This window comes from Cryptosporangium sp. NPDC051539 (genome assembly GCF_044454545.1).
Lineage (GTDB): Bacteria > Actinomycetota > Actinomycetes > Mycobacteriales > Cryptosporangiaceae > Cryptosporangium.
Window position 1 is genome coordinate 483,905 of sequence record NZ_JBITDV010000007.1, and the last position, 16,460, is coordinate 500,364.

16 protein-coding genes are annotated in these 16,460 nt (G+C 71.5%); 10 read left to right on the plus strand and 6 right to left on the minus strand.

The window, feature by feature from the left end:
* A complete protein-coding gene (locus ACIBZJ_RS24140; protein ID WP_395933154.1) occupies positions 1–1,407 on the plus strand; it encodes a diguanylate cyclase domain-containing protein in 1,407 nt (468 codons plus the stop codon).
* Here ACIBZJ_RS24140 and ACIBZJ_RS24145 read toward each other — a convergent pair.
* The 5 genes from ACIBZJ_RS24145 to ACIBZJ_RS24165 form a co-directional block, all read right to left on the minus strand.
* Positions 1,404–2,690, minus strand: a complete 1,287-nt coding sequence (locus ACIBZJ_RS24145) for an RNA polymerase sigma factor (protein WP_395933156.1) — start codon at positions 2,688–2,690, stop codon at positions 1,404–1,406. The genes ACIBZJ_RS24140 and ACIBZJ_RS24145 overlap by 4 nt on opposite strands.
* Positions 2,687–3,043, minus strand: coding sequence for a YciI family protein (locus ACIBZJ_RS24150; RefSeq protein WP_395933158.1), 357 nt, complete (start codon positions 3,041–3,043; stop codon positions 2,687–2,689). The genes ACIBZJ_RS24145 and ACIBZJ_RS24150 overlap by 4 nt, the downstream gene beginning before the upstream one ends.
* Positions 3,044–3,054: 11 nt before the next feature.
* Positions 3,055–3,588: a dihydrofolate reductase family protein gene (locus ACIBZJ_RS24155; protein ID WP_395933160.1), complete on the minus strand. Its 534-nt coding sequence runs from the start codon at positions 3,586–3,588 to the stop codon at positions 3,055–3,057.
* 108 nt (positions 3,589–3,696) lie between these two features.
* Complete coding sequence (locus tag ACIBZJ_RS24160) at positions 3,697–5,178, minus strand: DUF885 family protein (RefSeq protein WP_395933162.1); 1,482 nt, start codon at positions 5,176–5,178, stop codon at positions 3,697–3,699.
* A 17-nt stretch (positions 5,179–5,195) separates the two neighbouring features.
* Positions 5,196–5,747 (minus strand): class I SAM-dependent methyltransferase, encoded by a 552-nt coding sequence (locus tag ACIBZJ_RS24165; protein ID WP_395933164.1) that lies wholly within the window; start codon positions 5,745–5,747, stop codon positions 5,196–5,198.
* A 213-nt stretch (positions 5,748–5,960) separates the two neighbouring features.
* Here ACIBZJ_RS24165 and ACIBZJ_RS24170 point away from each other — a divergent pair, with 213 nt between their 5' ends.
* From ACIBZJ_RS24170 to ACIBZJ_RS24205, 8 genes are all read left to right on the plus strand, one after another.
* A complete protein-coding gene (locus ACIBZJ_RS24170) occupies positions 5,961–6,740 on the plus strand; it encodes an electron transfer flavoprotein subunit beta/FixA family protein (RefSeq protein ID WP_395933166.1) in 780 nt (259 codons plus the stop codon).
* A gap of 14 nt (positions 6,741–6,754) precedes the next feature.
* The gene (locus tag ACIBZJ_RS24175) at positions 6,755–7,711 is read left to right on the plus strand and encodes an electron transfer flavoprotein subunit alpha/FixB family protein (protein ID WP_395933168.1); all 957 of its coding nucleotides are present in this window, start codon (positions 6,755–6,757) and stop codon (positions 7,709–7,711) included.
* Between the two features lie 105 nt (positions 7,712–7,816).
* Positions 7,817–9,232: an MFS transporter gene (locus ACIBZJ_RS24180; RefSeq protein WP_395933170.1), complete on the plus strand. Its 1,416-nt coding sequence runs from the start codon at positions 7,817–7,819 to the stop codon at positions 9,230–9,232.
* A 13-nt stretch (positions 9,233–9,245) separates the two neighbouring features.
* Positions 9,246–10,421: a cysteine desulfurase family protein gene (locus tag ACIBZJ_RS24185; protein WP_395933172.1), complete on the plus strand. Its 1,176-nt coding sequence runs from the start codon at positions 9,246–9,248 to the stop codon at positions 10,419–10,421.
* Between the two features lie 63 nt (positions 10,422–10,484).
* Positions 10,485–10,913 (plus strand): helix-turn-helix domain-containing protein, encoded by a 429-nt coding sequence (locus ACIBZJ_RS24190; protein ID WP_395933174.1) that lies wholly within the window; start codon positions 10,485–10,487, stop codon positions 10,911–10,913.
* 5 nt (positions 10,914–10,918) lie between these two features.
* Positions 10,919–11,653, plus strand: coding sequence for an ATP-dependent Clp protease proteolytic subunit (locus ACIBZJ_RS24195; RefSeq protein ID WP_395933176.1), 735 nt, complete (start codon positions 10,919–10,921; stop codon positions 11,651–11,653).
* Between the two features lie 87 nt (positions 11,654–11,740).
* Complete coding sequence (mnmA, locus tag ACIBZJ_RS24200) at positions 11,741–12,832, plus strand: tRNA 2-thiouridine(34) synthase MnmA (RefSeq protein WP_395933178.1); 1,092 nt, start codon at positions 11,741–11,743, stop codon at positions 12,830–12,832.
* A 51-nt stretch (positions 12,833–12,883) separates the two neighbouring features.
* Positions 12,884–14,962: an ArnT family glycosyltransferase gene (locus ACIBZJ_RS24205; RefSeq protein WP_395933180.1), complete on the plus strand. Its 2,079-nt coding sequence runs from the start codon at positions 12,884–12,886 to the stop codon at positions 14,960–14,962.
* A 27-nt stretch (positions 14,963–14,989) separates the two neighbouring features.
* Here the strand turns inward: ACIBZJ_RS24205 and ACIBZJ_RS24210 are convergent, their stop codons facing one another.
* The gene (locus ACIBZJ_RS24210) at positions 14,990–15,481 is read right to left on the minus strand and encodes an ArsR/SmtB family transcription factor (protein ID WP_395933182.1); all 492 of its coding nucleotides are present in this window, start codon (positions 15,479–15,481) and stop codon (positions 14,990–14,992) included.
* Positions 15,482–15,529: 48 nt separating this feature from the next.
* Between ACIBZJ_RS24210 and ACIBZJ_RS24215 the strand changes: the two genes are divergently transcribed.
* Complete coding sequence (locus ACIBZJ_RS24215; RefSeq protein ID WP_395933254.1) at positions 15,530–16,432, plus strand: S41 family peptidase; 903 nt, start codon at positions 15,530–15,532, stop codon at positions 16,430–16,432.
* Positions 16,433–16,460: the final 28 nt, after the last annotated feature.

Consider the following 16,460-nt stretch of genomic DNA (forward strand, 5'->3'; position numbering starts at 1 on the left):
GTGCGTTTTCTCCGGAACGCGCCCGAGCAGATCGTCGTGCTCGTCGTCCTGGTCGTACTGCGGCTCTTCGGCCTGGCCGGGCCCTCTCCGTTCTGGGTGTTCGTCGTGCTGCTGGCCGCGGACGCGGTGCTGCAGCAACCGGCGGTTCAGAACCGGCTGGCCGGCGGCCGCGGCAGGCGGCTCCGGCTCCGCGTCGCGCTGCGGATCGCGATCAGTACGACGCTCATCTACGCGATCGGGTGGGGCGCGATGCTGGCCGTCGCCCATCTGAACGTGTTCTCCCGGTTCGTCCAGCGGGACGGCTCGCGGGCGTGGCGTCCGCTGGCGGTCTGCAGCGCGGTGTCGCTGGTGATCGGCCAGGTCGCGGTCACCCGGGGGCTCTTCTCCTACCTGCCGGAACCCGAGGTGCACGGCGTCGCGGTGCTGATCGGGTTCGGGGTCGTCAGCACCAGCGCCGTGCTCGGTGAGACGGTCCGCAGGCGGGAGGTGGCCGAAGCCGCGCTCCGCGCCAGCGAGGAGCGGTTCCAGGCCGTGCTGCAGGACGGCGCCGACGTCATCACGCTCACCGACGTCGACGGGCGGGTCGTCTACGTCAGCTCGACGGCGGAACGGATCACCGGCCATCGGCCGGAGAACCTGCTCGGCGAGGGCCTGTGGAGGTACCTGCATCCCGACGACCGGGCGGCCGCCGCGGCGTTCCACGCGCGCATCCACGCCGACCCCGACGTCGAGCACGCGATTGAGCTGCGCATCCGGCGCGCCGACGGCGTCTGGCGATGGCACGAGTTCGTGGTCAGAAACCTGCTCGCGCATCCCGGCGTGCGGGCGCTCGTGGGCCACCACCGCGACATCGACGACCGCCGGACCGCGCAGGAACGGATCTTCCACGCGGCGACGCACGACGAGCTCACCGGCCTGCTCAACAACTCGGCGTTCAAGCTCGCGATGGAGCAGGCACTCGACGACGCGGCCGAGGGCGGCTACCCGGTCGGCCTGATGTTCCTCGATCTCGACGGGTTCAAGCAGGTGAACGACGTCTACGGGCACGAGGCCGGTGACGACAAACTGCGGCTGGTGAGCGGCGTGCTGCGCAGCACCTGCCGGGACCGGGACGTCGTCGGGCGGATCGGCGGCGACGAGTTCGTGGTCCTCTGCAGCGGTGTGGCAGGGTGCGAACAGGTGGAGGCGATCGCCCGGCTGATCCTCACCGGGATCTCGACCGCCCAGCCGCTCGGCGACGGCCCGGACCACGTCGGGTGCAGCATCGGGATCGCGCTCGCCGCGCCCGGCGCGGTGGACGGCAGAGCGCTGCTGCGCCGCGCGGACGTGGCGATGTACGTGTCGAAGCGGCGCGGGCCCAACGGGTACGAGGTCTACGACGACTCGATGATCGTCAACGTCGGCTAGCCGTTCCCGGCGGTCCCGTGCCCGGCGGTCCCGTGCCCGGCGGTCCCGTGCCCGGCGGTCCCGTGCCCGGCGGCGCAGACCGCGGCCCGGGCCTGCATCGTCGTGCGGTCGGCGCTGTTGCGCGTGATCGAGGCGGCCGTGAGGAAGTGCTCGCGGGCGTGTTCGTGGTCGCCGGCCCGGCAGTGCAGATCCCCGGCCACGGCGTACAGCAGGTGGTACTCGGCGAGACGGCTGAACAGCGGTGCGAGGATCTCCAGACCTGCCGCCGGCCCGAACGCCCGGGCGGTCGCGACCGCCCGGTTGAGCTCGACGACCGGCGACGGGCTGATCCGGGCCAGGCCGTCGTAGAGCGCGGTGATCCGCTCCCAGTCGGTGTCTTCCGGGGTGGCGGCGCGGGCGTGACAAGCCGCGATCGCCGCCTGCAGCGCGTACGGCCCCACGGTTCCGCGGAGCTGTTCGATCCGGTTAATGGTGGCCAGGCCGCGCTGGATGAGCAGCCGGTCCCAGCGGGTGCGGTCCTGGTCGTTGAGCAGGATCGGCGTACCGTCCGGGGTCTCCCTGGCGCCCAGGCGCGAGGCCTGGATCTCGATCAGGGCGAGCAGGCCGAGCGTCTCGGTGTCGTTCGGCGTGAGCGCGGCCAGCATGCGCCCCAGCCGCAGTGCCTCCGCGCACAGGTCGCCACGGATCCACCGGTCTCCGCTGGTGGCCGAGTAACCCTCGTTGAACACCAGGTAGATGACCTCGCGGACGGCGTCCAGACGCGGTTTGCGGTCGTCCGGGAGCTCGAACCGCACCGTGGCCGCGGCGAGCGTCTTCTTGGCCCTGACGATGCGTTGCGCGATCGTCGGGGCCGGGGTGAGGAACGCGCGGGCGACGTCCTCGGTACTCAAGCCGCAGACCAGCTTGAGCGTGAGCGCGGAACGCGCGTCCGGCGACAGGATCGGGTGGCAGGCCATGAAGATCAGCCCGAGCAGGTCCTCGGCCAGGTCGCCGCCGGAATCGTGCTCGACGGAGACCGGCTCCGACGCGGCCACCAGCCGGTACTTGCCGCGCTGGGTGTCGCGGCGGCGGATCCGGTCGACCGCGAGGAACCGCGCGGTCGTCATCAGCCACGCCGCCGGGTTGGCCGGGACGCCCTCGAGCCGCCATTTCTCGATCGCGGCGACGAAGACGTCCGCGGCCAGTTCCTCGGCGGTGTCGAGGTCACCGACCAGGCGCATCAACCGGGCGATGACCCGTGGCGATTCGACCCGCCACAGGACATCGATCCGGTCCTCGGTCATTGCAGGTCTTCGGACTCGTTGACCTTGCGGATGTCGATCCGCTCGACGTCGATGAGCAGGGCGAACTTGCGGGCGTGCTCCACGGCCTCGGCCAGCGAGTCGACCTCGAGGATCGCGAAGCCGCCGATCAATTCCTTGGCCTCGGCGAACGGCCCGTCGATCACCCGGACGTCGCCGTTCTCGAACTCCAGGCGGGCACCGTTGCGGCTGGACGAGACGCCCTCGCCGGCCAGCAGCACGCCGGACATCGCCAGCCCCTGGACGTACTCGCCGATCTCGGCCAACTTTTCCGGCGACGGCTTGACACCGTCTTCGTCGGCCTGGGTCTGGTAGTGCATCAGCATGTAACGCATCGGAGGTCTCCTTACTCGGCCGGGCCGTAGACGGCGTGCACCACACCGGTGCCGAACGTGGCCGACGAGAGCAGCGCCAGCCGGACCGTCGGACCGTCGGTGAACAGCTTCCGGCCGTGCCCGACGACGATCGGGTGGATCAGCAGGTGCAGCTCGTCGAGCAGCCCGTTCTCGACCAGCCACTGCACCAGCCCGGCGCTGCCGGTCACGCCGAGCCGGGTGTCTTTCTTCAGCTCGCGCAGCTGTGCCGCCACGTCGCCGCTGATCACGGTGGTGTTCTCCCACGTCGCTTCGGTGAGCGTGTTCGAGACGACGTACTTCTTCGAGCCGTTCATCTGCGCGGTCATCGGGTCTTCGGGGTCGGCCTTGGGCCAGAACTCGGCGAATCCGTCGTAGGTGTTCCGGCCGAGCAGCGTGGCGTCGTTGTCCATCAGGCCACCCAGCGCGGTGCCCATCTCGTCGTCGAAGTACGGGGAGTGCCAGGTCTCCGGCGCTTCGATGACGCCGTCGACGGCGATGAACAGACCGGCCTTGATGTATCCCATGGGTGGCTCCTCGTTCGGTGGTAGTGCTGCTTCACCCGGTACGCCGAATCACGTCCGCGGGAATCGACACGTCCGCCGAACTTTTTTTCGAATTATTGTTCGTGCTGGTCAGAACCCTTGCATGGCCGACAGGGCGAGGCCGAGTGGGGGCGCGCCGAGCGCCAGCAGCGCCTCGTGGAAGTCCCGCGGGCCGGCACCGGTCCGGGCGCGGAGGCGTCGCAGGACGAGCTTGCCCCAGGTGTACCGGCCGTAGGTCGGGTCGAACGTGCCCCGGCGGGCCTCGGAGAGCGCCGCCGGTCCGGACAGGAACGCCTGCTCGGTGAAGAGCGCGGTGGCGCCGGGCACGGTCAATTCGCCGGTGTGCAGGCCGATCGCGCAGATCAGCCGGACGACCCGCACCAGCGCCTCGAGCGCGACCCCGGCCGCGAACCGCGGCTCACCGGCCCGGAACCCCTCCTCGAGAGCGAGCTCCTCGACGTAGTGCGCCCAGCCCTCGACGAACGCGTCCGAGAGCAGCAGCCGCCGGACGTCGGAGTCGAGGCGGCGCAGCGCCCGGCCGTGGGTGTAGTGGCCGGGCGCGACCTCGTGGACGGTGATCGCCGGGAGGCTCGCGCGGTTGAAGACCGACAGCCATTCGGCCTGCTCCTCCGGCGGCCAGACCGGGTCGGGCGGCGTGACGTGGTACCAGGACGGCGCGTCGTGCTCGTACGGCGCGGCCCAGTCCATCATCGCCATCGCCCACTGCCGGGACTCGGGCGCCGGGCCGACGAGGCACTCGCCGTCGGTGTCCGGGAACAGACCGCTGGCGTTGCTCCACGCGATCACCTCGTGGGTGACGACCTGGGCCTCGCTGATCACGCCGTCGAGGTCGGGGTGGTCGGCGAGCAGCTCTTTCACCGTGGCGGCGGTCGGCTGCCCGGGGGCGATGCGTTCGCACGCGTCGTCGAGCAGTGCGCGGAGGCGGGCGAGCTCGGTCTGCCCGTCGGCGGCGAGTTCGGTCAGATCCACCGGCATCGCCTCGGCGCTGGACAGCAGTGCGGTCAGTCCGTCGGCGCCGAGTTCGACCGGGGCCTCGCTGGTGGCGGCGGTCGTGCGCAGGTGTTCGACCAGCCGTTGCTGGGCCGCGAGGGCCGTGGCGTCCCGTTCCGGGTCGAGGCCGGCCGCGAGCCCGGTCGCGCTGCCCAGGCTCGCCTCGGCGACCGCCGCCGGCACGGCGTCCAACGCCTCGATCGCGGCGTCGACCGCGTCCGGCCAGCCGAGGAGGTGCCGGGCGCGGGCCTCGGCCCGCTCCGCGGCCGGCGCGTACTCGCGGTCGTAGCCGGCCAGGTCGAGGTTGGAGAGGTGCGGCAGGGGGTTGCGGCGGTGCAGACGGAGGTCGCCGTAGGCGACCAGGGCCCGCCGCTCGAACGCGGCGACGTGCGCTTCGTCGTGGGGGCCGGGGTAGGCGGGACCGTTCCCCAGCCTGCTCAGACCTCTGCGGACGCCGTCCGGCGAGAGGTCTTGCAGCACGCCGTCGTACTCGTGTCGCCCACAGCCTTCGCGGGTCCCCGCGACATCCAGATCAGCCAACGCGCGCAGTCGAGATTCCACCCGCGCACGCTAGTCGATCACCGGCGGATCGCGAGGGCGAAGAGGTCCAGGCCGGTGTCGGGGGCTTCCTCGCCGAAGTGGAAGTCGCGGTGGGTCACCGGAGCGCCCGGGCGACGGAGCCGGCGGCGGGGGTGGACGCCGTACAGGCGGTCGACCCGGAAGTGGGGTGCCAGCGCCTCGGTGAGACCGGCGGCGGAGAGTTCGGTAGTGGCGGTGCTCACGATCAGCACGCCGACGGGCCGGAGGATCCGCGCGGCCTCGGCGACGAAGGCCGGCTGCGGGACGGCCGCCAGGTGCACGACCGCGTCGGCGCGGTGATCCGCGAACGGCAGGGCGGTCAGTGATGCTCTGGCGACGGTGAGCGCCGGGTAGGCCTTGGCGGCGTATTCGCAGGCCGCAGCGTCGGGATCGACGGCGACGACCCGGCGGGCGACCCGGGAGAGGATGTCGGCGCCGAAGCCCTCACCCGCACCGGCCTCGACCACGGTCGCGCCGCGGATCCAGGGGCGGGTGGCGAGGTAGGCGGCCTCGTGCCGTCGGGACCGGTAGTTGTCCGCTGCGATTCCCACCGCGCGCACTGTAGTGCACCGGGTGTTCGGGCTGCGGCGTGAGCGGGGACACGCTGACTTCGGCCCGCAGACGTGGTGATATGGCTAACAAGCCCGTGTGTTAACAGCAGGTGTGTCGCCATGCTACCGACGGGTAACATCAATCGTGACTGTATTACTCGCCGTGCGTAGCACGAGCCGTGGACGATCTGAGCGGGAGGTCTGAACAGACCCATGAACATCGTCGTACTGGTCAAGCAGGTTCCGGACTCCGGTACCGAACGGTCACTCCGCGCAGACGACAAGACCGTTGAACGTGACTCGGCCAACCTCGTGATCAACGAGATGGACGAATACGCGATCGAAGAGGCCCTGAAGGTCAAGGAAGCGGTCGGCGGAACGGTCACCGTGCTGACGATGGGGCCCGACAAGGCCACCGAGTCGATCCGCAAGGCCCTGTCGATGGGCCCGGACGGCGCGGTCCACGTCAACGACCCCGCACTGCACGGGTCGGACGCCCTGGCCACCTCCAAGGTGCTGGCCAAGGCCCTCGAGAGCCTCGAGTGGGACCTGGTCATCTCCGGCGCCGAATCGACCGACGGGCGCGCCGCCGCGATGGCCGCGATGCTGGCCGAGCGTCTCGGTGTCGCCGGCCTCACCGGCGCCCGCAAGCTCACCGTCGACGGCAGCACGCTCACGATCGAGCGTCAGCTGGAGGACGGGTACCAGGTCGTCGAGGCGCAGACCCCGGCGATCGTGAGCGTCTGGGACACGATCAACGAGCCGCGGTACCCGTCGTTCAAGGGCATCATGGCCGCGAAGAAGAAGCCGGTCGACACGTTGTCCCTGGCCGACCTGGGCGTGGACGCGTCCCAGGTGGGTGCGGGTGCGGCGACGTCCGCGGTCGTGGACGCCAACCCGCGCCCGCCCCGCGCGGCCGGCGAGAAGGTCACCGACGAAGGCGACGCCGGCGCGAAACTGGTCGCGTACCTGGCCACCGAGAAGATCGTCTGAGGAGGATCACACCCATGGCTGAAGTGCTGGTTCTCGTCGAGCACGTCGACGGTGCAGTCAAGAAGATCACGACCGAGCTGCTCACCGCGGCCCGGGCGATCGGCGAGCCGTCCGCCGTGGTCGTCGGCACGCCGGGTACGGCCGCGGGCTACGCCGACACGCTGAAGGAGTTCGGCGCGGCCAAGATCTACGCGGCCGAGTCCGACGACGTTCTGTCGTACCTGGTGGCGCCGAAGGCCGCGGTGCTGGCGTCGATCGCGGGTGACGCGTCGCCCGCGGCGATCCTGATCGCGGCCACCGCCGAGGGCAAGGAGATCGCCGGCCGGCTGGCCGTCAAGCTCGAGTCCGGCCTGCTCTACGACGTGGTCGGCCTCGAGGGCGACACCGCCACCCAGGCGATCTTCGCCGGGCAGTGGATCGTGAAGTCGAAGGTCACCGCGGGCACGCCGATCTACGTCCTGAAGGGCGGTGCGGTCGACGCGTCGCCGTCGGCCGGCGCCGGTGAGCTCGTCGAGGTGCCGGTCTCGCTGGACGAGTCCGCGACCAAGGCGAAGATCCTGGACCGGGTCGTGGAGTCGAGCGGCTCGCGTCCGGAGCTGACCGACGCGAACATCGTCGTGTCCGGTGGCCGGGGTGTCGGTTCGGCCGACAACTTCAAGGTCGTCGAAGACCTGGCCGACTCGCTCGGCGCGGCCGTGGGTGCGTCCCGGGCCGCGGTCGACTCGGGCTTCTACCCGCACCAGTTCCAGGTCGGGCAGACCGGCAAGACCGTGTCGCCGCAGCTCTACGTGGCGCTGGGCATCTCCGGGGCGATCCAGCACCGGGCCGGTATGCAGACCTCGAAGACGATCGTCGCGGTCAACAAGGACGCCGAGGCGCCGATCTTCGAGCTCGCCGACTTCGGTGTGGTGGGCGACCTGTTCGCGGTCGCTCCGCAAGCCGCCGAAGAGGTACGCAAGCGCAAGGGCTGATTTTTTTGCGCACACGGCCGGGTTCCCCTGCAAGGGGGCCCGGCCGTTCGTGATGGTGGGAACAGTCTGGAAAATTCGTCGTATCGACGTCGTAACGTTCACAGGGTGACGACGACCGCCGCTGCGCCTCCCTTACCCACTGTCTTCGGCAAGGGTCTGCGGTCTACCACGGTCGGTATCTTACTGATCGTCACGATTGTGGCGTTCGAAGCAATGTCGGTCGCGACCGCCATGCCGATCGTCGTCCAGTCGCTGCACGGCATGGCGTTCTACGCCTGGCCGTTCTCCGCGTTCATGATCGCGAACCTGCTCGGCATGGTGCTGGCCGGCGAGGTGTCCGACCGGCTCGGTCCGGTGAAACCGACGATCGCCGGGCTGGTGACGTTCGGCGCCGGGCTGATCATCGCCGGTACCGCGACGACGATGGCCCAGCTGATCGCCGGGCGGCTGGTGCAGGGGCTCGGCGGCGGCGTGCTGATCGTCGTCATGTACGTGCTGATCGGCGCGGGGTACCCGCGGGAGCTGCACCCGCGGGTGTTCGGGCTCACCGCGATCGGGTGGGTGATGCCGTCGCTGATCGGCCCGGTGGTCGCCGGCACGCTCGCCGAGCATGCGCACTGGCGGCTGGTGTTCCTCGGCCTGGTGCCGCTGGTCGTGGTCGGGGCGGTACTGATCGTCCCCGGGCTGCTCAGACTGCCCGCGGCAGGGGCGAAGGAGAAGACGGCCTCCACCACCTACCGTGGTGGCACCGGCTCGCGCTGGCCGTTCGCGCTGCTGGCCGGAGCCGGCGTCATCATGCTGCAGGTGGCGGGTGATCGGCTCGATCTGTTCGCGATCCCGCTCGCGGTGGTGGGCCTCGGCGCCGTGGTCGTCGCGATCCGGTCGTTGCTTCCGGTCGGCACCGCGTCCTCCCGTCCCGGGTTGCCGGCCGTCGTCGTGATCCGAGGGCTGGCCGCGGGCTCGTTCTTCGCCGTCGAGACGCTCGTCCCGCTCACGCTGGGCTCGATCCACGGCTGGAGCCCCGCCGCCGCCGGTCTGCCGCTGACGATCGGTGCGCTCGGCTGGTCGAGCGCTTCCTGGATCCAGGGGCGGTACCCGTCGGTGCCGCGCTCGCTCGTCGTCGGCACCGGGATGGGTTGCGTCGCGGTCGCGTGCGCGCTGATGGCGGTCGTCGCGTGGGTGCCGGGCTCGGCCTGGGCCGCGTACCCGACCTGGGTCGTCGGCGGTCTCGGCATGGGCCTGATCATGCCGTCGCTCTCGGTGTTGCTGCTCGAGTTCTCCACCGACGGCGACCGCGGCCGCAACAGCGCCGCGATGCAGATCTCGGACGCGCTGCTCAGCTCGCTGACGATCGGCTTCGGCGGGGTCGTGGTGGCCGCTGCCACCGCGGGTGCGTTCGGGCTGCCGACCGCGATCGCGTCGAGCAACCTGGTGATGGCGGGCGTCGCGATCGTCGGCATCCTCGTCGCGCCCCGGCTCCGGCGCCGGCTTCGGCAACGGACGAGCGTCGGCGCCGGATAGTCTGAAAGGCGCCATGGCGTACCTCGATCATGCGGCGACCACGCCGATGCTGCCGGAGGCGGTTGCCGCGCTGACCGGTGCACTCGGCGTCGTCGGCAATCCCTCGTCCCTGCACGCTGCCGGGCGCCGAGCCCGGCGGGCCGTGGAAGAAGCACGCGAGCGGCTCGCCGCCGCGCTGGGGGCCAGACCGTCCGAGGTGCTGTTCACCGGTGGCGGCACCGAGAGCGACAACCTGGCCGTCAAGGGCATTTTCTGGGCCCGGCGCGACGCGGATCCGCGTCGCACGGTCGTACTGGCCTCTGCGGTCGAGCACCACGCGGTGCTCGACGCGGTCGACTGGTTGCGCGACCACGAGGGCGCGACCGTCGAACTGCTCCCGGTCGACGCGTCCGGGAGGGTGGCCCCGTCGACGTTGACCGAGGCTCTCGAACGGCACGGGGACGCGGTCGCGCTGGCCACCGTGATGTGGGCGAACAACGAAGTCGGCACCGTGCAGCCGGTGGCCGAACTGGCCGCGATCGCCCGGGCCGCCGGCGTCCCGTTCCACACCGACGCCGTGCAGGCCGTCGGGCAGGTGCCGGTCGGCTTCGCCGCGTCCGGGGTGGATGCGCTGACGCTCACCGGGCACAAGGTCGGCGGGCCGCTCGGCGTGGGCGCGCTGCTGCTCGGGCGGGACGTGGCGTGCGTGCCGCTGCTGCACGGCGGTGGCCAGGAGCGTGACGTCCGGTCCGGGACGCTCGACACTCCGGCGATCGTCGCGTTCGCGGTGGCGGTCGAGACCGTGGTGAAGGCGCAGGAGTCGTATGCCGTCCGGGTGTCGGCGCTGCGCGATTCGCTGGTTTCGCGGCTGCTCGACGAGGTGCCGGACGCCGTGCTCAACGGAGGCCCGGGCTCGTCGCGGCTGCCGGGCAACGCGCACTTCTCGTTCCCCGGCTGCGAGGGCGACGCGCTGCTGATGCTGCTCGACGCGCGCGGTATCGAGTGCTCGACCGGGTCGGCGTGCTCGGCCGGCGTGGCGCAGCCGAGCCACGTGCTGGTGGCCATGGGGTCGGGTGTCGAGCGGGCTCGCGGGTCGCTGCGGTTCTCGCTCGGTCACACGTCGACCGAGGCAGACGTGGACGCGCTGGCGGCGGAGATCGCCGGTGTCGTCGAGCGGGCCCGCCGGGCGGGGGCTGTTCGCAAAGCCTGAAGTTCCTCGAGGTTCGCTGTCGGCTGAGTGCCGGTATCTCTTATTAGAGATACCGTTCTTGATATGGACGACGATCTGCCCCGGATGCCGGGGATGCGAGAAGCGGCGCTGCGGCGTCGGCGGGAGACCGCTGGTGCGCTGGCCGACCATCGGCGCGCCGCCGGGCTCTCGCAGACCGAGCTCGCGGCCCGCATGGGCACGTCCCAGTCGTCGGTCGCCCGGCTCGAGGCGGGCGACGTCGACCCGCGGATGTCGACGCTCGAGCGTTATGCCGAGGCGCTCGGCGGCCACCTCGACGTCTCGCTCCGATTCGACCCGGTACGACCGGCGGCTCGGCCGTACGACCCGGCCGTGCGTCTGTTCCCGGCCGTCGCGCCGGGCTTCCGCGCTACCCCGGACGTCGCCCCGGCCGCGGCGCACCTTCCGAACCCGACCTCGCCCGCGGCCGGCGACTCGCCGAACCCGCGAACTCCGAACGATCGACGGTGGTGATGCGAATGTCTTCCGCAACCTGGTTCCCTCCCGAGCGCCCCGAGCGTCCGATGCACCCCGGGCGTCCCTGGCCCGGCGAGCCGACGCAACCCGAGTGGCGTCCGCCGGGCTGGCAGCCCCCGCCCGACCCGCCGCAGCCTTCCCGGCCCCAGCCGTTCTGGCCGCCCGCCCCGCCGCCCCAGCCGCCGGTGGAGGACGTCCGCGAACTCTGGGAAGACCGCCTCCTCGACCAGCGGATCGTCCAGATCAACGGCCCGATCGACGCCGACGCGGCGAACCGGGTCGTGTCCCGCCTGCTGTTGCTCGACTCGCGTACCAGCCGCCCGGTCACGCTGCGGCTCAACAGCGGCCACGCCGACCTCTCCGCGGTCTGGACGGTCGTCGACACGCTCGACGCGCTGGTGGTGCCGGTGCACGCGCTGGTGGTCGGTGAGCTCGGCGGTGGCAGTATCGCGCTGCTCACCGCGGTCGCGGAACGGTACGCGCACCCGCACGCGCGCTTCCGGCTGTCGGAGCCGTCGATACCGAACATCACCGGCACGGCCGGCGAGCTCGCCGGTGAGGCCGCGGCCAACAAGCAACTCGTCGACTCGTTCCACGCCCGCGTGGCCGAGCTCACCGGTAAAAGTCTCGATCAGATCGCAGACGACTTCCGCCGCGGTCGCTTCCTCACCGCCGCGGACGCGATCGGGTACGGCCTGATCAACGACATCCGTCCCCGGTCGGTCCGTCCGGAGTGAGCTGACCCCGGCGCCCTCCGGTGGCGGGAACGCCCTCGGAGGGCCCGGTACGCTCGTACCGACGGCAAACCGGGAAGGATCCATACGATGCGTGTGCTGGCGGCGATGTCCGGCGGGGTCGACTCCGCAGTGGCGGCTGCCCGCGCGAAAGACGCCGGCCACGAGGTGACCGGCGTCCACCTGGCCCTCTCGCCCTCTCCGCAGCAGCACCGCCTCGGTGCGCGCGGCTGCTGCACGGTCGAAGACTCGCGTGACGCCGCCCGCGCCGCCGACGTCATCGGCATCCCGTTCTACGTCTGGGCGATGGCCGACGAGTTCGGCCGGGACGTCGTCGACGACTTCGTCGCGGAGTACGCGGCCGGACGCACGCCGAACCCGTGCCTGCGCTGCAACGAGAAGATCAAGTTCGAGGCGGTACTCGACCGTGCACTCGCGCTCGGTTTCGACGCGGTGGTCACCGGCCACCACGCCCGCCTGGAGCCGGGGCCCCGGTTGCGCCGCAGCGTCGACGAGGGCAAAGACCAGTCCTACGTCCTCGCGGTCTTGCGTCCCGACCAGCTCGCCCACGCGATGTTCCCGCTCGGCGACTCGACGAAGGCACAGGTCCGGATCGAGGCCGCGGAACGGGGCCTCGGGGTCGCGGAGAAGCCCGACTCGCACGACATCTGCTTCATTCCCGACGGCGACACGGCCGGCTTCCTGCGCAAGACGCTCGGCGAGGCCCCGGGCGACATCGTCGACGCCGCGACCGGCGAGGTGCTCGGCAGCCACGAGGGCGCCTACGCCTACACGGTCGGCCAGCGCCGCGGCCTCAAGCTCGGCCGTCCCGCGCCCGACGGCAAGCCCCGGTACGTCCTCGACATCTCGCCGGTCGAGAAGACGGTCCGCGTCGGCCCGGCCGAGGCGCTCGACGTCGACGAGGTCGTCGGCGTGCGCCCGGTCTGGACGAACGCGGCCCGCACCGAGCCGTTCGAGTGCCTCGCCCAGCTGCGTGCGCACGGCCAGGTGTTCCCGGCCACCGCGTCGCCCGGCGGCGACCGCCTGGTCGTCCGCCTGCATGCGAACGCCCGCGGTATCGCGCCTGGTCAGGCCGTGGTTCTGTACGACGGCGACGTGGTGATCGGCTCGGCCACGATCGATTCGGCTTCTCAGAAGGCTCTCAGCGGGTTCACGGGATGACAACAGGGCGGTTGCCGATCGTCGAACCATGACGATCCCCGGAACCGCCCCATGACCGGAACTCGGACCCTGTACCGACCCGATCTCGACGGTCGCGAATCCGCGCTCGGAACCCACCGGGCGAAACCCGCGGGCCGGATGCGGCGGTTCGTGCGCGGACCGGCCGACCAGCCCGGTTGGCACCGTCCGTCGTTGTTCGTGTTGCTCCTCGGTACCGCCGCGCTCTACCTCTGGAACCTCTCGGCCTCCGGCTACGCGAACGAGTTCTACGCCGCCGCCGTCCAGGCCGCGACCCGGAGCTGGAAGGCGCTGCTGTTCGGCTCGCTCGACAGCGCGAACTACATCACGGTCGACAAGCCGCCCGCCGCGCTGTGGGTGATGGGCCTGTCCGGCCGGATCTTCGGCTTCGGCTCGTGGAGCATGCTCGCGCCCCAGGCCCTGATGGGCGTCGCCGCCGTCGGGCTGCTGTACGCCGCCGTCAAGCGGTGGTTCGGCCACGTGGCCGGCCTCTTCGCCGGAGCGGCGCTCGCGCTCACGCCGGTCGCCGTTCTCATGTTCCGGTTCAACAATCCGGACGCTCTGCTGACGCTGTTGCTGGTGGCCGGCGCCTACTTCGTCACCCGGGCGGTCGCTAGCGGACGCACCGGGTGGCTGCTGCTGGCCGGGTCCGCGCTCGGGTTCGGCTTCCTGACGAAAATGCTGCAGGCGTTCCTCGTGCTCCCGGCGTTCGCGCTGGTCTACCTCATCGCGGGTGAGCCGCGGCTGCGGCGCCGGATCGGGCAGTTGCTGCTCGCCGGCCTCGCGCTGGTGGTCTCGGCGGGCTGGTGGATCGCGCTGGTCGAGCTGTGGCCGGCCTCGTCGCGTCCGTACGTCGGGGGGTCGGAAGGCAACAGTGCGCTGGAGCTGGCGCTCGGCTACAACGGCGTGAGCCGGCTCACCGGCGGCGAGGGCAACGGCGGTGGCGGTGGTTTCAGCGGGACGGCGGGATTGTTCCGGCTGTTCAACGAGAACATCGGTGGGCAGGTCTCGTGGCTGCTGCCGGCGGCGCTGATCGGGCTGGTCGCCGGGCTGGTGCTGACGGCGCGGCGGCCGCGGACCGACCGGACGCGCGCCGGGCTGGTGCTGTGGGGTGGCTGGATGGTGGTCACCGGGCTGGTGCTCTCGTTCATGGAGGGCACGGTGCACGAGTACTACACGGTGGCGCTGGCGCCGTCGGTGGTGGCGGTGCTCGCGATCAGCGGGATGCTGCTGTGGCGCGAGCGGAGCCGGTTCGCGGCCCGGGCGGTGCTGGCGTCGATGGTGGCGGCTACCGGTGCCTGGAGCTACGTGCTGCTCGACCGCACGCCGGAGTGGTACGCGCCGCTGCGGTACGTCGTCGTGATCGGTGCGGCGGCCGCGGTGGTGGGGCTGCTGGCCGGTGGCCGGTGGAAGAAGCTGGCGGCGGTCGCGCTGATCGCCGGGGTGCTGACCGGGCTCGCGGGCAGCGGTGCGTACGCGGTCGAGACGGCGGCCACCGCCCATGGCGGCAGCACTCCTACTGCGGGCCCGGCCGCGACCGCCACCATGGGCGGCAGCGGTCCCGGCGGCGGTCCCGGCAGCGGTTCCGGCGGCACCGGGGGCGGCGATCGGGGCGGGACGCCGCCGATCGGGCGGGGCGGCACCGGCAGCAGTTCCTCCGGCTCGACTTCGGCGGGCTCGATGTCTGGGGGCTCGATGTCTGGGGGCTCGACTTCGGCCGGCTCCACGGCGTCCGGATCAATGGCGTCCGGATCGACGGCGGGGAGTCCGGGTGGGACCGCGGCCGGCGCGGAGCTGACCGCTCTGCTGGAGAAGTCCGACGCGACCTGGGCCGCGGCCGTCGGGACCTCGCAGTCCGCGGCCTCGCTGGAGCTCTCGACCGGGAAAGCGGTCATGTCGATCGGAGGCTGGAGCGGTAGCGACGAGTCCACCACCCTGGCCCGGTTCCAGGCCCTGGTGAAGGCGGGCAAGATCGGCTACTTCGTCGCCGGCGGTCAAGGCGGCGGCCAGAACGGCGGCAACAGCGTCCTGAGCCGGATCACCACCTGGGTGGAGGCCAACTACACCGCCACCACGGTCGGCAGCACGACGGTCTACGACCTGAGCAGCTGATCCCGCCGACCCGCAGCGGGCCGGCGCTCACCGCGCGTCGGTCTGCTGCGGTTTGTACAGCGTGACCAGCACCCCGTACCGGTCGGCGTCGTCACCCGCGTCGGCGAGCTCGTCGACGATCCGCTCGAGCGCCGCGGCCGCCGTCTCGGCCTGGGCCGCGGTCAGCCGTACGTTGCGGATCCGCCCACCCACCTCCTCGCCGGTCGTGAGTTCGTCGGCCACCGCGCGCACGATGACCGGCGCCGCCTCCGGACTGCTGAACGTGAGCCGCCGCGCCGCCCGCAGGTAGTAGTGCTCGGTGCCTCCGCGCACCTGCCGCGACTCGACGATCCGCACCAGCCCGGCCTGGTGGAGTACTCCGAGATGGTGGGCGATGTTGCCTTTGCGCTGGTCGAGCGCCTTGGCGAGCTGGCTGGTCGTGGCCGGTTGCTGCCCCAGCGCGAACAGCAGCCGATGCCGCAGCGGGTGCCCCAGCGCCCGGTACTGCGCGGCGTCGGAGATCTCCAGGTGCTCGTCCATGGCTAAAGCGTCAAGGTCTCTTGACGCTTTGTCAAACGCGCTGCTTCACTGCTCCTCATGCGACAGAACGAGGTCTCCGCAGTGGTGCAGCAGGTCGTCGAACTCCTCGCCGATCACTACGTTTTTCCGGACGTCGGACAGCAGATCGGTGCGGTGCTGAGCGCCGCGCGGTATCCGGACGGGGTGGAGCCGGAACAGCTGGCGGCGCTCGTCACCGACGACCTCCGGTCGGTCAACGGCGACTTGCATTTACGGCTGCTCTACAGCGAGGAGCCGCTGCACGAGAACCTGGGCGACCCGGCCGCCGACCTGGCGGCGCACACCGACTGGGCGCGGCGGTCGGGCGGCGGGATCGGCCGGGTGGAGCGGCTCGACGGCAACATCGGGTACGTCGACGTGTCGCCGCTGCTGTTCCCGCCGTCGCTGTCGGGGCCGGCGATCGCGGCCGCGATGACGCTGGTCGACGGGGCATCGGCGCTGATCGTCGACGTGCGGCACTGCCGTGGGGGAGACCCGAACACGGTCGCGCTGCTGTGCAGCTACCTGTTCGACGAGGAGCCGCTGTACCTGAACGGGGTGTACTACCGGGCCGACGACAGGATCCAGCAGTACTGGACGCACGCCTACGTCGACGGGCCGCGGTTCGGGACGGCCCGGCCGGTCGCGGCGCTGACCAGCGGGACGACGTTCTCCGGCGCTGAGGAGCTGGCGTTCGATCTGCAGGAGCTGAAGCGGGCGACGATCGTCGGCGAGGTGACCAGGGGCGGTGCGAATCCCCGGCAGGGCTACCCGGTGCACGAGCATCTGGAGGCGACGATTCCGGTCGGGCGCGCGGTCAGCCCGCGGACCGGTGACAACTGGGAGGGCAGCGGCGTTCAGCCGGACCTCGAGGTGGTGGCGTCGGCCGCACTGGGAAGGGCGGTCGAGTATTTGCGGGGTGTCGTCGCCTGACTCGTGGAGGTGGGGACCGGCCGCACAG